The organism is Streptomyces violaceoruber (genome assembly GCF_033406955.1).
Lineage (GTDB): Bacteria > Actinomycetota > Actinomycetes > Streptomycetales > Streptomycetaceae > Streptomyces > Streptomyces violaceoruber.
Genome location: NZ_CP137734.1, coordinates 5,161,839 through 5,183,610, shown reverse-complemented (window position 1 = coordinate 5,183,610; position 21,772 = coordinate 5,161,839). Strand labels below are relative to the sequence as shown.

General features: G+C 72.6%; 18 protein-coding genes. 8 read left to right on the top strand and 10 right to left on the bottom strand.

What is annotated here, in order from left to right; genetic code table 11:
* Positions 1-14 precede the first annotated feature (14 nt).
* Together R2E43_RS23180 and R2E43_RS23175 are read right to left on the bottom strand one after the other, a co-directional pair.
* Positions 15-518 (bottom strand): DUF6912 family protein, encoded by a 504-nt coding sequence (locus R2E43_RS23180; protein ID WP_093456278.1) that lies wholly within the window; start codon positions 516-518, stop codon positions 15-17.
* 290 nt (positions 519-808) lie between these two features.
* A complete protein-coding gene (locus R2E43_RS23175; RefSeq protein WP_206309231.1) occupies positions 809-1,051 on the bottom strand; it encodes a hypothetical protein in 243 nt (80 codons plus the stop codon).
* A gap of 637 nt (positions 1,052-1,688) precedes the next feature.
* Here R2E43_RS23175 and R2E43_RS23170 point away from each other — a divergent pair.
* Positions 1,689-1,958, top strand: a complete 270-nt coding sequence (locus tag R2E43_RS23170) for an Rv3235 family protein (RefSeq protein ID WP_003975808.1) — start codon at positions 1,689-1,691, stop codon at positions 1,956-1,958.
* Positions 1,959-2,086: 128 nt separating this feature from the next.
* On the opposite strand, the gene secA is transcribed toward R2E43_RS23170, so the two are convergent.
* Positions 2,087-4,930 (bottom strand): preprotein translocase subunit SecA, encoded by a 2,844-nt coding sequence (gene secA, locus R2E43_RS23165; protein WP_003975807.1) that lies wholly within the window; start codon positions 4,928-4,930, stop codon positions 2,087-2,089.
* A 281-nt stretch (positions 4,931-5,211) separates the two neighbouring features.
* Between secA and R2E43_RS23160 the strand changes: the two genes are divergently transcribed.
* Positions 5,212-5,787 carry a GNAT family N-acetyltransferase gene (locus R2E43_RS23160; protein ID WP_332056527.1) on the top strand — a complete coding sequence of 192 codons (576 nt, stop codon included), beginning with the start codon at positions 5,212-5,214 and terminating at the stop codon, positions 5,785-5,787.
* Positions 5,788-5,873: 86 nt separating this feature from the next.
* On the top strand, positions 5,874-7,049 hold the full coding sequence (locus R2E43_RS23155; protein WP_193484835.1) for a winged helix-turn-helix domain-containing protein: 1,176 nt from the start codon (positions 5,874-5,876) through the stop codon (positions 7,047-7,049).
* Between the two features lie 34 nt (positions 7,050-7,083).
* On the opposite strand, the gene R2E43_RS23150 is transcribed toward R2E43_RS23155, so the two are convergent.
* The 7 genes from R2E43_RS23150 to mtnA all read right to left on the bottom strand — a co-directional run bounded on the left by R2E43_RS23150 (position 7,084) and on the right by mtnA (position 15,947).
* Positions 7,084-7,842 carry a response regulator gene (locus R2E43_RS23150; protein ID WP_003975804.1) on the bottom strand — a complete coding sequence of 253 codons (759 nt, stop codon included), beginning with the start codon at positions 7,840-7,842 and terminating at the stop codon, positions 7,084-7,086.
* 228 nt (positions 7,843-8,070) lie between these two features.
* On the bottom strand, positions 8,071-8,763 hold the full coding sequence (hpf, locus tag R2E43_RS23145; protein WP_016326377.1) for a ribosome hibernation-promoting factor, HPF/YfiA family: 693 nt from the start codon (positions 8,761-8,763) through the stop codon (positions 8,071-8,073).
* Between the two features lie 313 nt (positions 8,764-9,076).
* Positions 9,077-10,024 carry a ComF family protein gene (locus R2E43_RS23140; protein ID WP_265701440.1) on the bottom strand — a complete coding sequence of 316 codons (948 nt, stop codon included), beginning with the start codon at positions 10,022-10,024 and terminating at the stop codon, positions 9,077-9,079.
* Positions 10,025-10,196: 172 nt separating this feature from the next.
* Positions 10,197-12,044 (bottom strand): LpqB family beta-propeller domain-containing protein, encoded by a 1,848-nt coding sequence (locus R2E43_RS23135; RefSeq protein ID WP_332056526.1) that lies wholly within the window; start codon positions 12,042-12,044, stop codon positions 10,197-10,199.
* Entirely contained in the window at positions 12,034-14,109 is a 2,076-nt protein-coding gene (gene mtrB / locus R2E43_RS23130) for a two-component system sensor histidine kinase MtrB (protein WP_093456282.1), read from the bottom strand. The genes R2E43_RS23135 and mtrB overlap by 11 nt, the downstream gene beginning before the upstream one ends.
* A gap of 1 nt (position 14,110) precedes the next feature.
* Positions 14,111-14,800 carry a two-component system response regulator MtrA gene (gene mtrA, locus R2E43_RS23125; protein ID WP_003975799.1) on the bottom strand — a complete coding sequence of 230 codons (690 nt, stop codon included), beginning with the start codon at positions 14,798-14,800 and terminating at the stop codon, positions 14,111-14,113.
* Positions 14,801-14,804: 4 nt separating this feature from the next.
* Entirely contained in the window at positions 14,805-15,947 is a 1,143-nt protein-coding gene (mtnA, locus tag R2E43_RS23120; protein ID WP_003975798.1) for an S-methyl-5-thioribose-1-phosphate isomerase, read from the bottom strand.
* A 140-nt stretch (positions 15,948-16,087) separates the two neighbouring features.
* Here mtnA and R2E43_RS23115 point away from each other — a divergent pair, with 140 nt between their 5' ends.
* Genes R2E43_RS23115 through R2E43_RS23095 form a run of 5 tightly spaced genes read left to right on the top strand, consistent with a single transcriptional unit; the run spans position 16,088 to position 21,746 of the window.
* Positions 16,088-17,476: a glycerophosphoryl diester phosphodiesterase membrane domain-containing protein gene (locus R2E43_RS23115; RefSeq protein ID WP_003975797.1), complete on the top strand. Its 1,389-nt coding sequence runs from the start codon at positions 16,088-16,090 to the stop codon at positions 17,474-17,476.
* A gap of 34 nt (positions 17,477-17,510) precedes the next feature.
* Positions 17,511-18,233: a DUF4129 domain-containing protein gene (locus R2E43_RS23110; protein ID WP_332056525.1), complete on the top strand. Its 723-nt coding sequence runs from the start codon at positions 17,511-17,513 to the stop codon at positions 18,231-18,233.
* A complete protein-coding gene (locus R2E43_RS23105) occupies positions 18,230-19,447 on the top strand; it encodes a DUF4350 domain-containing protein (protein WP_332056524.1) in 1,218 nt (405 codons plus the stop codon). Before R2E43_RS23110 ends, R2E43_RS23105 begins: the two co-directional genes overlap by 4 nt.
* Entirely contained in the window at positions 19,444-20,436 is a 993-nt protein-coding gene (locus R2E43_RS23100) for an AAA family ATPase (RefSeq protein WP_332056523.1), read from the top strand. The genes R2E43_RS23105 and R2E43_RS23100 overlap by 4 nt, the downstream gene beginning before the upstream one ends.
* The gene (locus R2E43_RS23095) at positions 20,436-21,746 is read left to right on the top strand and encodes a DUF58 domain-containing protein (RefSeq protein ID WP_030865599.1); all 1,311 of its coding nucleotides are present in this window, start codon (positions 20,436-20,438) and stop codon (positions 21,744-21,746) included. The genes R2E43_RS23100 and R2E43_RS23095 overlap by 1 nt, the downstream gene beginning before the upstream one ends.
* Positions 21,747-21,772: the final 26 nt, after the last annotated feature.

Here is a 21,772-nt window from a genome sequence, read left to right as displayed (position 1 = left end):
CACGTTCCTCCCGGTCAGACCAGGTTCGGGATCTCCTGCGTCGCGTACCAGAGCAGCTCGTGGTCCTCCGCGCCGTCCACGACGTACTGGGCGTCGTCGTCCCCGCCGTCCGCCGCGGCGAGGGCCTCGACCGCGGCGCGCACGTCCGCCTCGGCGTCGGCGGAGTCGACGTGCACCGCGGCCGCCTTGGCCAGCGGCAGCGGTCCGGCGAGGCGGACCTCGCCCAGCGCCGCCGGATCGAGTCCCCGGTCCGGGTCGGCCACGGCGGCGCCGTCGGGGATGTCCGCGGCGACCACGACCCGGCGCCGAACCCCGGCCGGGTCGGCCGCCAGCAGGCGCAGCGAGGCCAGGGCGGCCCGGTTGAGGGCGGCGTACTCCAGCTCCTCGATGTCGTCCGACAGGTACCACTCGCGCAGCGCCGGTGTGACGGCGTAGGCGACGAGCGGCCCGGTCCCCAGTTCTCCCGCCCGGTGCGCCTCGGCGAGGCCGGACAGGGTCAGGGGGACGTAGACGCGCATGAGTCTGCCGCTTTCGTGGTCGGGGACGCCGCCGGAGCGCTCGGCGGCCCGGCGGAAGAGCCTTCAGGATACGTGCGGGTGTCCCCTTTCGAGTCCCCACCCGTGACCTCCGACACGTCCACCCCGGTCCCGGAATTCACCCTCCTCACCCCGCAGCCCCGGCCTCTGCGCTTCCCCGCATCACTCTGATAGGTGAACCTCCCGACCCCCTCGACCCGGCCGCCCACGTCCTTGCCGCGCCGCCCCTCCACCCCGTACAAGATCACCGACCGCGAAGTTACCGCCCGGTATCACCCGGGCCGCCGAACGGGGACCCCCATGCGCAAGGTCATGACCCGAACCCAGCCCCGCCCCACCGCCCCCGCATCCCCTCCCACCTCACCGCCGCCGCCCCACGGCGGCCCAGGTGCCACGCCCTCCTCCGCCCCGGGGGCCTCGCCGTCGTACGGGCCGGCGGCCTCACCGTCGTACGGGCCGTCGGCCTCACCGTCGTACGGGCCGGGGGCGACGCCGTCGTACAGCTCGTCGGCCACGCCGCCCGGCGGGACCGGCGGCGCTCCGCTCCGTAGGCCCGGCGGCAGCGACCTCCACGTGTCCGGCGGACCCGGCGGCGTCCCGTCCACCGGGCCCGGCGGCACCCTGTCCGACGGCCCCGGTGGCACCCCGCCCCGTGCGCCGGGCGGCCTGCCGCCTCGCAGGCCTGGGGCACGCGGGGCGCGTGCTGCGGCGTCCGGTGGGCGCCCGCCGGGGTCTCCGGGCCGGTCCCAGCGGTCACGGACGCGGCCGGCGGACACCCGCCCGCCCACGGCCGGACCTGGCCGGGGCGCGGGGCCCGCCCCGGTCGCGGGTCCCCCGGGCGCCCCCGCCACGGGCTCGGCGCCGGAGCCGGCCACGGCCTTCGCCCCCGGCCGCCCGACCACGGCTGCCGTCGACGGCGGCCCGGGCACGGCCTCCGCCGCCGCCCGCACCGCGAGCGCCGCCTCGGCCCCTGCCGCAGCCCCCTCCCGGGGGCGGATCGCGCCCGGGAGCCACCGAAGGGTCGCCCGGCCCTCCGCGGCGCCCGTCGTCCCCGCTCAGACACCTCGCCGGCCCGTCCCACAGCTGCGGCCCACCGACCACTTCGCCGAGCTGCTGCTGGGCGTCCTCAGCGGACGGCGCCCCGTCCACTCGATGCTCCGCCACACCGTCGGCCGGGCCTACGACGACCTGGCCCACCTCGCCGAACGCGGCCCGCTGCGCACCCGCGGCACCTCCCCGGTCGTCCGCGACATCGGGTACTTCGAGCCACGGCCGGGCGCCCTGGAGGTCTTCGCGCGCATCGGCGCGGGCGACCGGCTGCGGGCCATGGCGTTCCGCCTGGAGCGGGGCCGGGACCTGCGCTGGCGCTGCACGGCGGTGGAAGTGGGCGGCCCCCGCAGGACCCGCGCGGACGACGACTGACCGTCCCGGCCTGCCTGCCGGCCCAAGACCGCCCGGAGCCCCGGTACGCCGCCAGGACAGGCCGAAGGGCCGGTCACCCCGGGTGACCGGCCCTTCCCACCGCCACGGCGCCCACGGGCACCGCGCCGTCACTTCTTGCGGCGCCGCCCGCCCTTGGCCTGCTTGCGGCGCTCCGCGCGCGTGAGCCCGTCGGACTGGGCCTGGGCGGGCTCGCCGTCGGTGAACTCGCCCTCGACGACACCGCCCTCGCCGTCCACGGTCGGCGCGGAGAAGTGCAGGTCCCGGCGCTGCGGCGCGTCGAGGCCCTTGGCCCGGATCTCCGGACGGGCGCCCGCCTGGGCCGGAACCGCGTCCTGCGCGCCCTTGTCGAGCGACGGCGCCGCATCCTCGACCGGGACCTCCTCGACCTGCTGCTCGACCTGGACCTCCAGGTTGAACAGGTAGCCGACGGACTCCTCCTTGATGCCGTCCATCATGGCCTGGAACATGTCGAAGCCCTCGCGCTGGTACTCGACCAGCGGGTCCTTCTGCGCCATGGCGCGCAGGCCAATGCCCTCCTGGAGGTAGTCCATCTCGTAGAGGTGCTCGCGCCACTTGCGGTCCAGGACCGACAGGACGACCCGCCGCTCCAGCTCGCGCATGATCTCGGAGCCGAGCTGCTTCTCCCGCGCCTCGTACTGCTCCCGGACGTCGTCCTTGATGGACTCCGCGATGTAGTCGGCGGTCAGTCCGGCACGGTCGCCCGCCGCCTCCTCCAGCTCCTCGACGGTGACCTTCACCGGGTAGAGCTGCTTGAAGGCGCCCCACAGCCGGTCGAGGTCCCAGTCCTCGGGGAAGCCCTCGGCGGTCTCGGCCTGCACGTAGGCGTCGATCGTGTCGTTCGTGAAGTGCTGGATCTGCTCCTGCAGGTCCTCGCCCTCCAGGACGCGGCGACGCTCGCCGTAGATGACCTCGCGCTGGCGGTTGAGGACCTCGTCGTACTTCAGGACGTTCTTGCGGGTCTCGAAGTTCTGCGTCTCGACCTGCGACTGGGCGGACGCGATCGCACGCGTCACCATCTTGTTCTCGATCGGCACGTCGTCGGGCACGTTCGCCATGGACATCACGCGCTCGACCATCTGGGCCTTGAACAGCCGCATCAGGTCGTCGCCCAGCGAGAGGTAGAAGCGGGACTCGCCCGGGTCGCCCTGACGGCCGGAACGACCGCGCAGCTGGTTGTCGATGCGCCGCGACTCGTGCCGCTCGGTGCCCAGGACGTAGAGGCCGCCCAGCTCCTTGACCTCTTCGAACTCGGCCTTGACCGCCTGCTCGGCACGCTCGAGCGCGGCGGGCAGGGCCGCGGCCCACTCCTCGATGTGCTCCTCGGGGTCGAGACCGCGCTGGCGCAGCTCCGCCTCGGCGAGGTCCTCGGGGTTGCCGCCGAGCTTGATGTCCGTACCACGGCCGGCCATGTTCGTGGCCACCGTCACGGAGCCCTTGCGGCCCGCCTGGGCGACGATCGTCGCCTCCCGGTCGTGCTGCTTGGCGTTGAGCACCTCGTGCTGGACGCCGCGCTTGCTGAGCTGCTGCGAGAGGTACTCGGACTTCTCGACCGAGGTGGTGCCGACGAGGATCGGCTGGCCCTTGCGGTGCTTCTCCTCGATGTCGTCGACGACGGCCTCGAACTTGGCGACCTCGGTGCGGTAGATCAGGTCCGACTGGTCCTTGCGCACCATCGGCCGGTTGGTCGGGATGGGCACCACACCGAGCTTGTAGATCTGGTGGAACTCGGCGGCCTCGGTCATCGCCGTACCGGTCATGCCGGACAGGCCCGGCTGTTCCTTGCCGTCGTGGTCGTGGCGCTTGTAGAGGCGGAAGAAGTTCTGGAGGGTGATCGTGGCGAGCGTCTGGTTCTCGTCCTTGATGTCCACCCCTTCCTTCGCCTCGATCGCCTGGTGCATGCCCTCGTTGTAGCGGCGGCCGGCGAGGATACGGCCGGTGTGCTCGTCGACGATCATGACTTCGCCGTCGAGGACGACGTAGTCCTTGTCCTTCTTGAACAGTTCCTTGGCCTTGATGGCGTTGTTCAGGTAGCCGACCAGCGGGGTGTTCACCGACTCGTAGAGGTTGTCGATGCCCAGCCAGTCCTCGACCTTGGCGACGCCCGACTCGTGGATGGCGACGGTGCGCTTCTTCTCGTCGACCTCGTAGTCGCCGGTCTCCTCGATGCCCTTGAGGGTGTTGCCGGCCTCGCCCTTCTTCAGGCGGGTCACCAGCTTGGCGAAGTCGCCGTACCACTTGGTGGCCTGGTCGGCCGGGCCGGAGATGATCAGCGGCGTACGGGCCTCGTCGACGAGGATGGAGTCGACCTCGTCGACGATGGCGAAGTTGTGGCCGCGCTGGACGAGCTCGTCCTTGGACCATGCCATGTTGTCGCGCAGGTAGTCGAAGCCGAACTCGTTGTTCGTGCCGTAGGTGATGTCGCAGGCGTACATCTCGCGGCGCTGGGCCGGCGTCTGGTTGGCGAGGATGCAGCCGACGTTCAGACCGAGGAACTTGTGGACGCGGCCCATCAGCTCGGAGTCGCGCTCGGCCAGGTAGTCGTTGACCGTGACGATGTGCACGCCCTCGCCGGACAGGGCGTTGAGATAGGCGGGCAGCGTGCCGACGAGGGTCTTGCCCTCACCGGTCTTCATCTCGGCCACGTAGCCCATGTGCAGGGCCGCGCCACCCATGATCTGCACGTCGTAGTGCCGCTGGCCCAGGACGCGCTTGGCGGCTTCGCGGACGGTGGCGAAGGCTTCGGGCAGCAGGTCGTCAAGGCTCTCACCGTCGGCGTAGCGCTGCTTGTACTCGTCGGTGAGGGCCCGCAGCTCGGCGTCGGAGAGGTCAGCGAAGTCCTCTTCGATGGAGTTGACCTGGTCCGCGATGCGGTGCAGCTTGCGCAGGATCTTGCCTTCGCCTGCACGCATGAGCTTCGAGAGGACGGACACGGGGGTTGGTCTCCTTGCCGGTCGGGCCTGGGACGGTCGGTTTCCTGTGACGGATCGGGCAACGGCCATCGTATGCGAGGACCCCGCTGCCCCGGGAGGCCTGCTGCGACGAGGACCGTCCGCTCCTCGCATCCGGCATTCCCGTCTGCTGTCACCCCTTTCAACGTCCGGGCCCCGCGGATGGTGCCGCGCCTTCCCGGGAATCGCACGAGAGGTGACCGGATGTTCACGCACGGCAAAAAATATTGGCGCCTGCGGGGAGCGCCGCGCAGAATCGGCCGATGGAACCCGTCACGCTCACCACCGACCGCCTCGTCCTGCGCACGGTCGGCCCCCGGGACGCCGAGGCCGTGCACGCCGCCTGCCAGGACCCCGACATCCAACGCTGGACGATGGTCCCGTCTCCCTACCTCCCGGAGCACGCGCGGGGTTTCACGGAGCAGATGGTCCCCGACGGCTGGGCGAACGACTCGATGTTCACCTTCGGCCTCTTCCTCCCCGCCGGTGACCTGGTCGGCATGCTCGGCGTCACGATGATCTCCCTGGGCGTCGGCGAGATCGGTTTCTGGGGCACCAAGGAGTACCGCGGCCGGGGCTACATCACCGAGGCCGCCGTCGCCGCCGCCCGCTGGGCCTTCACCGAGCGGGCCGTGGACCGCCTGGAGTGGCGCGCCGAGGTCGGCAACGCGGCGTCCCGCGCGGTGGCCCAGCGCGCGGGCTTCGCCATGGAGGGCACGTTGCGCTCCGCGATCAACAACAAGGGCGTCCGCCGCGACTGCTGGGTCGGCTCCCTCCTCCCCTGCGACCTCGCCCTCCCGTCCACGTCCCCGTACCTCCCGACACCCGGCGCCGCCTGAACCCCGGGCCACCGCACCCACCTCCCCGCACCGGAGCCCCGCTCCTCGCGCCCCACTGTCAGACCCACCCCCTATCGTGCGGACGTATGACGACCCTCCCGCCCCCCGCCACGGAACTGTCCGCAGACGAGGCCCGCCGCCTCGCCCTCCGCGCGCAGGGTTTCCTCGGCGCCCCCGACCGCCGCGCGGGCGTCCGCGGCGTCCTCCGTCACCTGGGCGCGGTGCAGCTCGACACGATCTCGGTCCTGGCCCGCTCCCACGAGCTGATCCCCTACGCCCGCCTCGGCGCGGTCGGCCGCCGGACCGTCGACGACGCCTACTGGACGGACACCCACGCCTTCGAGTACTGGTCCCACGCCGCCTGCATCCTCCCGATCGAGGAGTGGCCCCACTTCGCCTTCCGCCGCCGCGCGTACCGCAACCGCCCGCACTGGAACCACCACCTCCCCGAGGGCGACTACGACCGAGTCGTCAAGCAGCTGCGCGAGGAGGGCCCCCTCACCGCGACGGATCTGGGCGGCGCGAAGCGGACCAGTGAGTGGTGGGACTGGTCGGGCACGAAGGTCGCCGTCGAGCGCGCGCTCATGTACGGCGAGGTGGTGTGCGTGGAGCGCCGCGGCTGGAAGCGGGTGTACGACCTGGCCGAGCGCGCCGTCCCGGCCGCGCTGCTGCACGACGACCTGGACGACACCGAGTGCCTGCGCCGCCTGGTCCGCCTGGCCGGCCAGTCCCTGGGCGTCGGCACGCGCGCGGACATCGCGGACTACCACCGTCTCAAGGCCGAGCAGGTCGACGCGGTGATCGCCGACTCGGGCCTGGTGCCGGTCACGGTGGCGGGCTGGGGCCGGCCTGCCTGGGCGGACCCCGCGGCCCTGGAGACGGTCCCGCGCGGCCGTCACCGCACGACGCTGCTCTCCCCCTTCGACTCGCTGATCTGGGAGCGGGCGCGCACGGAGCGGATCTTCGGTTTCACCCACCGGTTGGAGGCCTACGTGCCCCGGCAGAAGCGGGTGCACGGTTACTTCGCGATGCCGGTCCTGGCCGGCGGCCGGCTCGTCGGCCGGGTGGACCCGGCCCGCGAGGGGCGCACCCTGGTCGCCAAGCAGGTCACGCTGGACGGCCCGAAGGCTGCCCCGGCGGTGGCCCAGGCACTGGTTGAGGCGGCGAGCTGGGTGGACTGCACGAACGTACGCGTGGAGCGGGTCGAGACTCCTGATCTGCGTGAACCCCTCGCCCGTGAGCTGGCCCGGCTGCTCGACTGACCGGAAACGGGCTCACCGGGTCACCGGCCCCGGCTCACCGGATCTCGAGAATCTTCTCCCGCATCGCGTACACCACGGCCTCCATCCTGGAGTGCAGCTGGAGTTTCTCCAGGATGTTGCGCACGTGGTTCTTCACGGTGTTCTCGGAAATGAACAGTTCCTTGGCGATGTCCCGGTTGTTCATTCCCGTGGCGACGAGCTTGAGGACCTCCAGCTCGCGATCCGTGAGCCGCGGCGCGGGCACCAGCCGGCGCTCGTCGGTGCGCTGGATCATCGACTTGAACTCGGTCAGCAGTTTCGAGGCCATGGACGGGCTGATCTGGGACTGTCCGTCGGCCACCGCGCGAATGGCGGTGGCCACCTCGTCCGTCGAGATCTCCTTGAGGAGATAACCGGTCGCGCCCGCCTTGATCGCGTCGTAGAGGTCGGCCTCCTCGTCGCTGATCGTCAGCATGATGATCTTGGCACTGGGGGCCACCTCCTTGATGGAGGTGCAGGCCTCGATACCGCCCCGCTTGGGCATCCGCACGTCCATCAGGACGATGTCGGGCAGCAGGTCGGCCGCCTTCTCCACGGCCTCGGCGCCGTCACCGGCCTCTCCGACGACCTGGATGTCCTCCTCGGCCGCGAGCACGATCTCCAGGCCGCGGCGGAAGAGGGCGTGGTCGTCCACGACCAGCACCCTGATCGGCTCCTCGCGTGCGGAGCCCGCGTCCGGGCCCATGCCGGCGACCCCGTCGTCGATCCCGTGGTCGACGCCCGCGCCCCGCATCGGTCCGAAACTGTCCGCCATCGTTCCTCCCCCTGAAGGCTGTGGCACGTGGTCCTGAGCCATCGCCAACCCAGAGCAACGACCCACCGGTTGGGCCGTTGCCGCCATGATTCCATGCCCGGCGGACAGCGGGGTGACCGAACGGGCAGCTCTGGGGTCGCACACCCTCGCGCACCGTCGCACACCGGTGCCCCTGGGGGCGCACACGCGCTCCAGGGGCACCGAACCGCTGTCACCCGGCGGCGAGTGTCAACCGCCGAGCGCATCCCCCGCGTCGGGGGCGTGCGCCTGAGTGACCATCGTGTCCGTGGTCAGGTGGATCACGCCGTAGTCGTAGGCGTGCCGCCGGTAGACGACGCTGGGCTCCTTGGTCTCGGAGTCGACGAACAGGTAGAAGTCGTGCCCGACCAGCTCCATCTCGTAGAGCGCCTGGTCGAGGGACATGGGTGCGGCCACGTGGGTCTTTTCCCGGACGACGAGCGGACCGTCGCCCTGGACCTCCAGCGAGCCGATCTTCTTGGTGGGTACGCCGTCCTGCTTCTCCGTCGGGACGACGTCGCCGTTCCCGTTGAGCGTCGCCGCGCCGGGTACGTGGTCGGCGACCTCGGCCGCCGAGATCCGGCGTGCGCCGCGGCGCGAGAAGCGCTTGTCGTGCTGCTTGCGCAGTCGTGCGCCGAGCTTCTCGGCCGCCAGGTCGAGCGCCGCGTAGGGGTCGCTCGCCGCCGCCTCCGCCCGGATCACCGGACCGCGGGAGCGGAGCGTGATCTCCACGCGGTCGCAGCGGTCGGCCTGCCGGGGGTTCGGCTCCTTGGACACCTCGACGTCGAGGCTGATCACCTTGCCATCGAGCTTCTGGATCTTCTCCAGCTTCAGCTTCTCGGCCACGTGCTTCCGGAACCGCTCGGGCACCTCGGTCTTGCGGCCCTTGACGACGATGTCCACGCAGAACTCCGTTCCCGGATCGCTCCGCTTCGACGGCGGAGCATCTCCCTTTTGCACCAGGTTCCGGTCCATCCCGAAACCTCGGACTCGGTGACGTCCACCTCCTCCCCCGCGGGCGAGATCTCCACTCCACCGGTGCGGGTGATGACGGTAAAACCCGCAGCACGGCATTCGGATTTGCAAGGTGTGGCCTGCGGCTTTGCCTCACAACCGAACATATCTCGCCCGGACGGATGTCGTCACCCTCTACCGCGGCGTACCTCCGTTCCGGTGAATTGACTCCCTCATTACCTGCAACGATGTAAGTTCTCAGTCAGTTCCGGTTTATTTCGAAAGAATCTGGTGAAGCCGCGACCACTGCCGCGCAGATCGCTTCACGGATCACGCCACCGCCTCCGTACGGACCCGCCATTCGGGGCCCGGTCTTCCGTTCCTCTCTGCCTTCCCCTGCCTCGGCCGGATACACAGCCGATCTCGCCGTCCGGTACGCATCCGACCCCGCCGGCGACTCAACGGCGGCGGCCGTAGCCGCGCGCACCGCGCGGGCCGCCTCGGCCAGCGACGCCCCCGTCGTCATCAGGTCGTCGACGAGAACGACCGTCCCGCCCTCGCGCAGCGGCCCCGCACCGCCCGGAGCCACCGCCAGCGCGCCGGCGAGGTTGTCCAGCCGCCGCCGGGCGTCAAGCCCCGACTGGTCGGCCACGGCGTACCGCTGCCGCAGCACCGCGAGCACCCGGGCGGACGTCCCGGTGCGCCGCAACTCCCCCGCCGCCGCGAGGGCGATCCGCCGCGCCGGATCGTGCCCCCGCGTCCGTACCGCTCTGCGCGCCGACGGCACGGGCACGAGCAGCACCGGCCCCCTGCTCGGCGCGGGACCCGCCGCGCCGGCCCCCACCGCACCGGTCCGCACGTCACCCGCGTCCGTCCCCGCCTCCCGGAGAGCCGCCCGCACCGCTTGCGCCAAAGCCACTCCGAGCGGTGCCGTGAGGGCGAGCACGCCCCGCTCCTTGTGGGCCAGCAACGCCGCCCGCACCTCGTCCGCGTACGGCGCCGCCGCGTGCACCGCGGGCAGGCCGGGCGGCTCCGGCTCCGGACGCACGCGGCACGGCGGGGCTCCGCTCAGCGCCGTACGGCACCGGGGACACAGCACCGCCCGAGCCGTGCCGCACCCCCCGCACTCGGCGGGCAGCACCAGGTCCGTGAGGTCCGCCCACCCCCTCCGCCATGTCCGCCGTGTCAGGCATGTCCGCAATCCGCGCATGGCCACCACTGTGCCCTTGCCTGCGAAGCCCCGCCAGGCCTGTGGAAAACGTCGGCCGGCCCCCTGTGGAAAACCCCGCCGGGCCCCGAAACGGCGGACCCCCCCATCCTGCCGGACGGGACCGCCCCACCCCGTTGGACAGGACGCCCCACCCCCGCCGGACGGGACCGCCTCACCCCGGATAGACCGGCGCGGTCCCCTCCGTCACCTTCTGCCACTGCAGCCCGGACGGCAGCCGCACGATGAGGTCCTCCGAATACGCCACCAGCGGCAGCCGCTCGTCCTCGGTCGCGGCGATCTCCTTGACTCCGGTCAGGGCCGCGGGCACCGATGCCTCCGGCGTCGAGCCGTCGACCTGGACGTACCCGATCTGCTGGACGCCCCCGCGCTCGCGCCCCACCACGACGAGCCGGGCGTCGCCGGCCCAGGACATGGCCGTGACCTCCTCCAGCTCGGGGGTCGCGGAACGCAGTTCGAGCACGGTGACCGCGGGCACGTCGCCCGCCTTCCCGTCCCGTTCGATCCGCCCGATGAGCAGCGACCGCTTGCCGTCCTTCTCCACCACGAGCGCGATCCGCACCCCGTCGGCGGCCACCCGCACGGCCTGGACGCGCCCGTCGAGGCCCGGGGTCCGCACCTCCACCGGATCGCCCGCGCCCTCCTTCAGCAGCAGCAACCGCGGGTCGGCCGGGTTGCGGTCGGCTATCCACAGGTCGCCCTGCGCATCCCAGCTGGGCGGGGTCAGCCGGTCCGACTCCGTCTTGCCCTGGCTTGCCAGCACGGGGTCGCCGAGCGAACCGCCGGACACCAGCGAGCCGACGTACAGCAACTTGTTGTCGAGACCGATTCCGGCCGCGCTGTGCTCGTCGCGCGACACCGCCACCGACCGCAGGGCCTGATGACCCTCGCCCAGCGGGCCGGGCACGGGTTCGGCCCGGGTCCCGTTGCTGCCGGCCGCGATCCGCACCAGGCGGTCCTGGTCGTCGACGAAGTACAGGTAGTCGGGCCGCTGCGCGGAGCCGCGGGTAGCGACCGTCTCGGCGCGGTCCTCGGAGAGCGAACACAACTGCTCACCGCCCGAGCGCAGCTCGACCTCCTGCACCGCCGGGGTGAGGTTCTGCAGCGTGAACAGGAGCTGCGCGGCCATCTCGTCGCACTTGTCCGCGCCGGCCCGCGCCGCCTTGTCGTTCAGCGGGACGGTCAGCTTGCTGCGGTCGTCGGGGGTCAGCGAGCCGGCGTTCTTCGCCAGTGCCGTCCCGGTCGGGAAGCTCGACCTGACCACGGGGCCCAGCAGGCTCGTCGGCCCGCTGAGCAGGGAACGCACCACCTGGGTCATCGGGTCCACCCGCCGGCGCACGTAGACGGGATCGGCGACGGCCGCCGGCTCCCGCACCGGTCCCGTCTCGGCGGCCGCCCGCACCGGGGTGTTCGAGGCGAAGTAGTACCGGTTGACCGACATGTAGTTGCGCTGGAAGTCCGACTTGCCCATGACGACGCCCGGCGGCAGCGAATCGATGCGCCACTGCTTGGACTTGCCGTCCCTCGTGAGGTGCACCGACTCGCGGTACACGCCGTCGGCCGGCGCGTACGACTGCTGCGCGTCGACCGTGGCGACCCTGGTGCCGGTCAGGGTGACCGAGTAGTCGTTGGCGTCCTCGCGGTTGCCCGAGTGGTCGGACTCCGTTCCCGGCCCGCCGGCGAGCACCGTCGCCGACTCGTCCGGCCGCCAGCTCTTCGCGGCGTCACCGGTCAGGTACTTGCGCGCCGTCTCGTAGTGCGGATCGTCACTGGTCAGCGCCTCCAGGAAGCCCTGCACGATGTCGGCGGGCGGGGCGTCCTCCCGCGGCGGCATCGCGAACACCCGGACCTGCGGGTCCTGCCGGGGCGTGGACTCCACGCCCCTGAGGTCCCCGCTGTCGGGCATGGCCGCACACCCGGCCAGCAGTACGACACCGCCGACGGCGTACGCCACCACGCGTGCCGGCCTCCGCCGACCGCCCCTCCCGCGGTCAGCGCCCACGAGATGCCTCCCCCTGCCTGCTCGAGTCCCCGGGACCGGCGTCCTGGCGGCCCGCCGCCTCCGGTGCCGGCCCACCGTCCTGTCTCCGCGCCCCCGACACGGGCCTCGGTACCACGCGCGCGCCGTTGCCTGGCAGTGCCGTGGGATCCGCCGTGGGTGCCACCGTGGCCTGCCGCGGCGTTATCGGCCCCCGCGCGGACACCGCGGAGACCTGCCCGGCCGGCACCTGCGCCGGGACGCCGACCGACTTGTCCGCGCCGCCCGCCACCGCCGGGTCGGCGAGGCCCGCGTCGTTGAGCCCGCGGTTGCGGCGCGAGTCCGTCGGCTCCAGCGGTATCGGCGACCCCCTGAGCGGCTCGTCCGCCGTCCTGGGCAGCGTCAGCCGGAACTGCGAGCCACCGCCGGGCTCGCCCCAGGCCTGCAGCCAGCCACCGTGCAGCCGCGCGTCCTCCAGGGCGATCGACAGCCCGAGCCCCGTGCCGCCGGTGGTACGCGCGCGTGCCGGGTCGGCCCGCCAGAAGCGGCTGAAGACCCGGGTGGCCTCGCCCGGCTTGAGTCCGACGCCGTAGTCGCGCACCGCGACGGCGACGGCGCCCCCGGCCGCGGCGAGCTTGACGACGACGTCCCGGCCCTCGCCGTGCTCGACGGCGTTGACGACGAGGTTGCGCAGCACGCGCTCGACCCGCCGGGCGTCCGCCTCGGCGACGACGGGCTGCTGGTCGCCGACCACGCGTATCCCCGTGCCCTTGCGCTCGGCGAGCGGCTCCGCGCCGCTGACGACGCGCCGGACGACCTCCCTGAGGTCTATCGGCTCCGCCTCCAGCGCGGCGGCGCCCGCGTCGAAGCGGCTGATCTCCAGCAGGTCGGCGAGCAGCGTCTCGAACCGGTCCAGCTGGTCGGCGAGCAGTTCGGCCGACCGCGCGGTCACCGGATCGAAGTCCACGCGCGCGTCGTGAATGACGTCGGCCGCCATCCGCACGGTCGTCAGTGGGGTGCGCAGCTCGTGCGACACGTCGGAGACGAACCGCCGCTGCATCCGCGACAGGTCCTCCAGCTGGCTGATCTTGAGCTGGAGGTTCTGCGCCATCTTGTTGAAGGCCTCGCCGAGCCGGGCGATGTCGTCCTCGCCGGTGACCTTCATCCGTTCCTGCAACCGCCCCGCGGACAGCCGCTCGGCGATGCTCGCCGCCATCCGTACCGGGGTGACGACCTGGCGCACCACGAGCCAGGCGATGGCCCCGAGCAGCACGACCACGAACAGACCGGCGGTCGCCAGTGTGCCCCTGACCAGGCTGAGCGACTTCTCCTCCTGGGTGAGCGGGAAGAGGTAGTACAGCTGGTACGGCTCGCCGTTCGGGTCGTTGACCTGCTTGCCGATGACCAGTCCCGGCTGGGACGGCTGGTCGGAGTTGTAGACGATCCGGGTGTAGCTCTGGGCGGCCGCTGTGTCGCCGTCGATCCGCTCCCGCAGGGCCTCGGGAACGCTCACCGCCCAGTCGACCGATCCGGAGGCGCGCGGACCGCGTCCGCTGCCGCTCTCCCCGCCCATGGGGAGCGTGACCACGTCGAACGCGCTCTGGCCACCGCTGGAGAGCGACTTCACCAGCTCGCTCATCCACTGGATGACGTTCTGCGAGGGACGCCCGTCCGCGGGGGTGCCGTCGTCGCCGTTGGTGCTCGCCGCCTCCTCGGCCTTCTGCTTGGCCGCCGTGAAACCACCGGTGGCCTGGCTCTGGGAGGCCTTCACCTTGGCGTCCAGCAGCCCGTTGCGGACCTGCCCGATCACCACGAAGCCGAGCAGCAGCACCACCCCCAGCGACATCAGCAGGGTGGTGGCGACGACCTTGAGCTGGATGTTGCGCCGCCACAGCCGCATGACCGGCAGCAGGGGGCGGCGCACCCAGCGCATGAACAGGCGGAGCACCGGGCTGCCCTGCACCCCGCCGTGCAGCAGCCCGCCCTCCAGCACACGGCCGAAGAGACGGGAGCCGACGCTCCGGTGGCCGACAGGCCGTCCGGCGCGGGCCCCGGACCCGGGCGCCGAAGCGGCACTGTCCCTGGCCATGTCAGCTCGGTCCGGCCTTGTAGCCGACGCCGCGGACGGTCACGACGATCTCCGGCTTCTCCGGGTCCTTCTCGACCTTGGAGCGCAGCCGCTGGACGTGCACGTTGACCAGGCGGGTGTCGGCGGCGTGCCGGTAGCCCCAGACCTGCTCGAGGAGCACCTCGCGCGTGAACACCTGCCACGGCTTGCGGGCCAGCGCGACCAGCAGGTCGAACTCCAGCGGCGTCAGCGCGATCGACTGCCCGTCCCGCTTCACGGAGTGACCGGCCACGTCGATGACCAGGTCGCCTATGGCGAGCTGCTCCGGCGCCGGTTCCTCCGACCTCCGCAGCCGCGCCCGGATCCGGGCCACCAGCTCCTTCGGCTTGAACGGCTTCACGATGTAGTCGTCGGCGCCCGACTCCAGACCCACCACGACGTCGACGGTGTCGCTCTTCGCCGTCAGCATCACGATCGGCACACCCGACTCCGCCCTGATCAGGCGGCACACCTCGATGCCGTCCCGTCCGGGCAGCATCAGGTCGAGCAGCACCAGGTCCGGCTTGGTCTCCCGGAAGGCGGCCAGCGCCTTGTCGCCGTCGGCTACGAAAGACGGCTCAAAACCCTCACCACGCAGCACAATGCCGAGCATCTCGGCCAGTGCGGTGTCGTCGTCGACGACAAGGACTCGTCCCTTCATAAACGACATCATCCCATTAGCTAATCGTTACCTGGCGTGACCTGGCACACAGCGAGGCCAGGGCCTCGGTGGTCACGGGCGAAACCACACCCTCCTCGGTGACGATCGCCGTCACCAGTTCGGGCGGAGTCACATCGAACGCCGGGTTGTACGCCTGGGTCCCCAGGGGTGCCACCGGAATCCCGCCTCCCGCTCCCGCCACCGGCACCTGAGGTGCTGTGATCTCGGTCACTTCATATCCGGGGCGCTGCTCCACTTCGATGGACGCCCCGTCCGGCGTGTCCGGATCCACCGTCGTGACCGGAGCCACCACGACGAACGGCACATGGTGGTACCGCGCGAGCACCGCGAGCGGATAGCTCCCCACCTTGTTCGCCACCGAACCGTCGGCCGCGATGCGGTCCGCACCGATCAGTACCGCGTCCACCTCACCCGCCGCGAACAGCGAACCCGCCGCGTTGTCGGTGAGCAAGGTGTACGCCATGTCGTTGCGGGCCGCCTCGTATGCCGTCAGGCGAGCACCTTGCAGCAAGGGACGCGTTTCGTCCACCCACAGGCGTCGCAGCCGTCCCGACCGGTGCGCCGCGAGCGCCACCGCGAAGGCGGTCCCCTCGCCGCCCGACACCAGCGAACCGGTGTTGCAGTGCGTGAGGACGCGGTGTCCTCCGGCGGGCAGCAGCTCGTCGAGCAGCGCGAGTCCGTGCGCGGCCATCCGGGCGCTGGCCTCGGTGTCCTCCCGGTGCAGCGCCCTTGCCGCGGCCAGCGCCGCCCGGGCGGCCTGCCGGGTGTCACCGGTCCTGGCGAGCGCCTCCCGGTGTGCGGCCTGCGCCCGGCGCACCCCGACGGCGAGGTTCACCGCGGTCGGGCGCGCCCCCGCCAGCGCCGCCGCGGCCTCCTCGACCTCGAAGCCCCGTACGGCGGCGAGCGCGACGCCGTAGCCGCCCGCGATGCCCAGCAGCGGTGCCCCGCGCACGGCGAGCGAGCGGATCGCCTCCACCAGCGCGGCCGGGTCCGTGCAGACCAGCTCGACCTCCTCGGCCGGCAACCTGGTCTGGTCCAGCAGCACCAGCACCGGGCCCTCGGGGGGTTCCTCCCAGCGAAGGGCCGGTATCCCGGTCGGCCGCTTGTCCTCGCCGTTTCGCGCGTCCTGATCAGCCATGCGGTCAGTCTGCCCCCTGTACGACGGACAATTGAAGGTGCGCAGCCCCTACCGCGCCCGGTCCGCACCCGACGCCCCCATGGCACGATGGCTGCCAACCCGCCGCCGCGACCGCGGACGCGCACCGTGAAGGAGCGACGATGAACGACACTCCGGGCTGGGCATCGCCCGGATCCGCCCCGTCCGACGGGCACGAGCCCGGCGCGTCCGGCCCCGCCGGACCCGCCGACCGCCCCGCCGGTCCCGACCAGCCCGCGCCGCCCGCGGACCGGCCGGATGCGGAACCGACGAGCCCCGGCACGAAGTGGTCCAAGGAGCAGCCGCCCCCCGGCCAGTGGTCCGCTCCCACCGGCCCCGCGGACCGCGGCCAGGCCCCGCCTCCTCCACCGCCCGGCCCGGGCTGGGGCACCCCGCCACCCGGACCCCCCGGAGGCGGCTACGGAGGCCACGGCGGCCCGGGCAGGGGCCACGGCGGCTACGGCGCCCCCGGTGGACCCGGCGGCTGGGGAAGCGGCTGGGGCGGCCCCCCGCCGGCGGCCAAGCCCGGCGTGATCCCGCTCCGCCCGCTCGGCGTCGGCGAGATCCTCGACGGCGCCGTCTCCACCATGCGCACCTACTGGCGCACCGTCCTCGGCATCTCCCTGACCGTCGCCATCTTCACCGAGGTCATCGTCGTGCTGCTCCAGGGCCTCGTCCTGGACGACACCGGCAGCGAGGCCCTCAACGACCCCGACGCCACCCTGAGCGAACTCGGCGACGCGCTGGCCGAGACCACGATCAACTCGGGGGTCGTCTTCCTGATCTCCCTGATCGGCACCGTCCTGGCCACGGCCCTGCTCACCACCGTCACCAGCCGCGCCGTACTCGGCAGGCCGGTGACCACCGGCGAGGCCTGGCGCGACGCCCGCCCCCAGGTGCTGAAGCTGTTCGGCCTGATCCTCCTGCTGCTCCTCATCGTCGCCGGACTCGTCACGGCCGGTATGACACCCGGTCTCCTCGTCACCGCCACCGCGGGCGGCGAGGCCGGAGTGGCCCTGACCGCCCTGGGCTTCCTGGCGGGCGGCGTCGTCGCGGTCTGGCTCATGGTCCGCTTCTCGCTGGCGTCCCCCGCGCTGATGCTGGAGAAGCAGGGCATCAAGAAGGCGATGGGCCGCTCGGTGAAGCTGGTGCGCGGCTCCTGGTGGCGCGTCTTCGGCATCCAACTGCTCGCCACGGTCATCGCCAACGTCGTCGCGTCGATCATCGTGATCCCCTTCGCCTTCCTCGCCGCGACCCTCGGCGGCGACGGCGTCGGCGGCTTCCTGGACGGCACCGGCGACCTCGGCTGGACGTTCCTCGTCGTCAGCGGCATCGGCTCGGTGATCGGCTCCATGATCACCTTCCCGATCACGGCGGGCGTGACCGTGCTGCTCTACATCGACCAGCGCATCCGCCGCGAGGCCCTCGACCTCGAACTGGCCCGCGCCGCCGGAACTCAGGGCTCCGGACCGCAGGGCTCCGGTGCCTCCGGCGCGGTCCCGGGGAGCTGACGGGGTGAGTCCGGCGGGGGGAGTTCTCACGGAGGTGCTGGCCCGCACCGCCGCACGGACGGTGTCGCGCTCCGGCGACGAACCGCCGGTGACGATCCCGCGCGACCCCGCACGGGACGCCGCGCGGCGCGAGCTGTCCAAGCGGATGTACCACGAGAACGACCCCAGCTGGTTCCAGCGGGCCCTGAACGCCTTCTGGAACTGGGTCGAGGAGCTGTTCAGCAAGGCGTCCACCGCGACACCCGGGGGCACCCTGGGCCTGGTGGTCGTCGTCGTGGCCGTCCTGGCGGCGCTGGGCGCCCTCTGGTGGCGCCTGGGCACCCCGCGCCGCGGACCCGTCTCCGCCCCCACCCTCTTCGACGACCGCCCCCGCAGCGCCGCCGACCACCGCGCCGCCGCCCAGGCACACGCCGCCCAAGGACACTGGAACCAGGCCGTCCAGGAACGCATGCGGGCCGTCGTCCGCGCCCTCGAGGAACGCGCCCTGCTCGACATCCGCCCCGGCCGCACCGCCGACGAGGCAGCCACCGAGGCCGGCCGGTCCCTCCCGGACCACAAGGACCGGCTGCGCGCCGCCGCACGGGACTTCGACGACGTCGCATACGGCGGCCGGCCCGGCAGCGAAGAGTCGTACCGGCACCTCACCGAACTCGACCACGACCTGGACCGCAGCAAGCCGCACCTGGTGAGCAGCACGGGCGGCAGCCGCACGGACGATGCCACGGACCGGGACACCCGCCGGGGAGCCGCCGAATGACCACCGAGGCCACGCTCCCCACCACCGCGGCCTCGCCCACCGCCCGCCAGGTGTGGACCCGCGCGCGGGGCATCGCACTCGCCCTCGTGCTGCTGCTCGTCGGCGCCGTCGCCATCGCGGTCGTCCGCTCCGACGCCCGGCACGGAGAACTCGACCCGCGCTCCGCCGACCCCTACGGCAGCCGCGCCGTCGCCGAACTCCTCGCCGACCGGGGGGTCTCCACGCGCGTGGTCACCACCCTGGACGAAGCTCGGGCCGCTGCCGGCCCGGACACCACCCTGCTGGTCGCCGTGCCCGACCTCCTGACGGAACGCCAGCAGACGGGACTGCACTCGGCGACGTCCGGCTCCGGTGGCCGCACCGTCCTGATCGCCCCCGGCGGCGCAGCCGTCGAACGCCTCGCCCCCGGCGTCACCGCCGACCCCGCGCTCAGCGTCGACTCGACGCTGGCCCCCGCCTGCGACCTGCCCGCCGCACGGCGCGCGGGGAACGCCGACACGGGCGGCATCCGCTACAGCACCCACCTCGAAGCCGACGCCTGCTACCCCAGCCGGCGCCTGGCCACCCTCCTGCGCATCCCCGACCCGTCCACGAAGGCGTCCGCGGAGGCCGCCCCGGGCGACACCGTCGTCCTCGGCGCCCGCGACATCCTCTTCAACAACCACCTCGACGAGCACGGCAACGCCTCGCTCGCCCTCCAACTCCTCGGCTCTCGCGACCACCTGGTCTGGTACCTCCCCTCCCTCTCCGACCTCCCGGACCCGGACGACGAACGCGGTTTCTTCGACCTGCTCCCGTCCGGCTGGCTCTGGGGCGCCCTCCAACTCTTCATCGCCGCCGCCCTCGCCGCCCTGTGGCGGGCACGCCGACTCGGCCCCCTGGTGCCCGAGAAACTCCCCGTCGCGATCCGCGCCTCCGAAACCGTCGAAGGCCGCGCCCGCCTCTACCGCAAGGCGAACGCCCGCGATCGCGCCGCCACCGCTCTTCGCTCCGCCACCCGCACCCGCCTCGCCCCTCTCGTAGGCGTCCCCGTCGCCCAGGCAGACTCGCCCGAGTCCCTGCTCCCCGCCCTGTCCGCCCACCTCCACGGTGCGCACGGCGACGGACAGACCTTGCACACCCTCCTCTTCGGCCCGCCGCCCGGCGACGACACGGCCCTCATCGCACTCGCCGACCAACTCGACGCCCTCGAAAGAGAGGTACGCCGTCCATGATGGACCCGACCACTGACAACGCCGGGCAGAGCGCGGCCCCGGGCAACGCCCGCGCCGCCCTCGAAGCCCTGCGCGCCGAGATCGCCAAGGCCGTGGTCGGCCAGGACGCCGCCGTGACCGGTCTCGTCGTAGCCCTGCTCTGCCGCGGTCACGTCCTCCTCGAAGGCGTCCCCGGGGTCGCCAAGACACTGCTCGTCCGCACCCTCGCCGCGGCCACCGAACTCGACACCAAACGCGTCCAGTTCACCCCCGACCTGATGCCGAGCGACGTCACCGGCTCCCTGGTCTACGACGCCCGCACCACCGAGTTCTCCTTCCAGCCGGGCCCGGTCTTCACCAACCTCCTCCTCGCCGACGAGATCAACCGCACGCCCCCGAAGACCCAGTCCTCTCTCCTCGAAGCCATGGAGGAACGCCAGGTCACGGTGGACGGCACGCCCCGCCTGCTCCCCGAGCCCTTCCTCGTCGCGGCCACCCAGAACCCGGTCGAGTACGAGGGCACCCATCCCCTCCCGGAAGCTCAGCTGGACCGCTTCCTCCTCAAACTCACCGTCCCCCTGCCCACCCGCCAGGACGAGATCGACGTCCTCACCCGGCACGCGGCCGGCTTCAATCCGCGCGACCTGCGCGCCGCCGGCGTACGCCCCGTCGCGAGCGCCGCCGACCTGGAGGCCGCCCGCGCGGAGGCCGCCAAGACGACCGTCTCCCCGGAGATCACGGCCTACGTCGTCGACATCTGCCGTGCCACACGTGAGTCGCCGTCGCTCACCCTCGGCGTCTCCCCACGCGGCGCCACGGCACTGCTGTCGACCGCCCGCGCGTGGGCCTGGCTCACGGGCCGCGACTACGTCACCCCCGACGACGTGAAGGCCCTGGCCCTCCCGACCCTCCGGCACCGCGTCCAGCTCCGCCCGGAGGCCGAGATGGAGGGCGTGACCGCGGACTCGGTCATCAACGCGATCCTCGCCCACGTCCCCGTTCCCCGCTGATGGCACTCACCGGACGCGCCGCGCTCATCGCGGCCCTGGCCTCCGTCCCGGTCGGCATCTGGGACCCCAGCTGGACCGGCATCCTCGCGGTCAACGCCCCGCTGGCAGCGGCCTGCGCCTGCGACTTCGCCCTGGCCGCCCCCGTACGCCGCCTCGGTCTCACCCGCTCCGGGGACACCTCCGCCCGTCTGGGCGACACCGCCGACGTGACCCTGACGGTCACCAACCCCTCGGGCCGCCCGCTCCGGGCCCGCCTGCGCGACGCCTGGCCGCCCAGCAGCTGGCAGCCCGGCACGGAGACGGCGGCCTCCCGTCACAGCCTCACAGTGCCCGTCGGCGAACGCCGCCGGGTGACCACCCGCCTGCGTCCCACCCGCCGCGGCGACCGCCAGGCGGACCGCATCACGATCCGGTCGTACGGCCCCCTGGGCCTCCTCACCCGCCAGGGCACCCACCGGGTCCCCTGGACCGTCCGTGTCCTCCCCCCGTTCACCAGCCGCAAGCACCTCCCCTCCAAGCTGTCGCGGCTCCGCGAACTCGACGGCCGTACCAGCGTCCTCACTCGCGGCGAGGGCACGGAGTTCGACAGCCTGCGCGAGTACGTCCCGGGCGACGACACCCGTTCCATCGACTGGCGCGCGACGGCCCGGCACTCCACTGTCGCCGTGCGCACCTGGCGCCCCGAACGCGACCGGCACATCCTGCTCGTCCTCGACACCGGCCGTACGTCGGCCGGTCGCGTGGGAGACGCGCCGCGCCTGGACGCCTCGATGGACGCCGCCCTGCTCCTCGCCGCCCTGGCCTCCCGCGCGGGCGACCGCGTCGACCTCCTCGCCTACGACCGCCGGGTACGCGCCCTGCTCCAGGGCCGCACCGCGGGCGACCTCCTTCCCTCCCTGGTCAACGCCATGGCAAGCCTGGAGCCCGAGCTGGTGGAGACCGACGCGCGCGGTCTCACCGCCACCGCTCTCCGGTCGGCACCCCGCCGGTCCCTGATCGTCCTGTTCACGACGCTCGACGCGGCCCCGATCGAAGAAGGTCTGCTCCCCGTCCTGCCACAGCTGACCCAGCGCCACACGGTCCTCGTGGCCTCGGTGGCCGACCCGCACATCTCCGCCATGGCCGAAGCCCGCGGCCACACGGATGCCGTGTACGAGGCCGCGGCGGCCGCACAGGCCCAGTCGGAGCGCCGCCACATCGCCGACCAGCTCCGCCGGCACGGCGTCACGGTCGTCGACGCGACCCCGGACGAGCTTCCTCCGGCACTCGCGGACGCCTACCTGGAACTCAAAGCCGCAGGGCGCCTATAGAAAAAGGCGGGGCCTTGTGGCCCCGC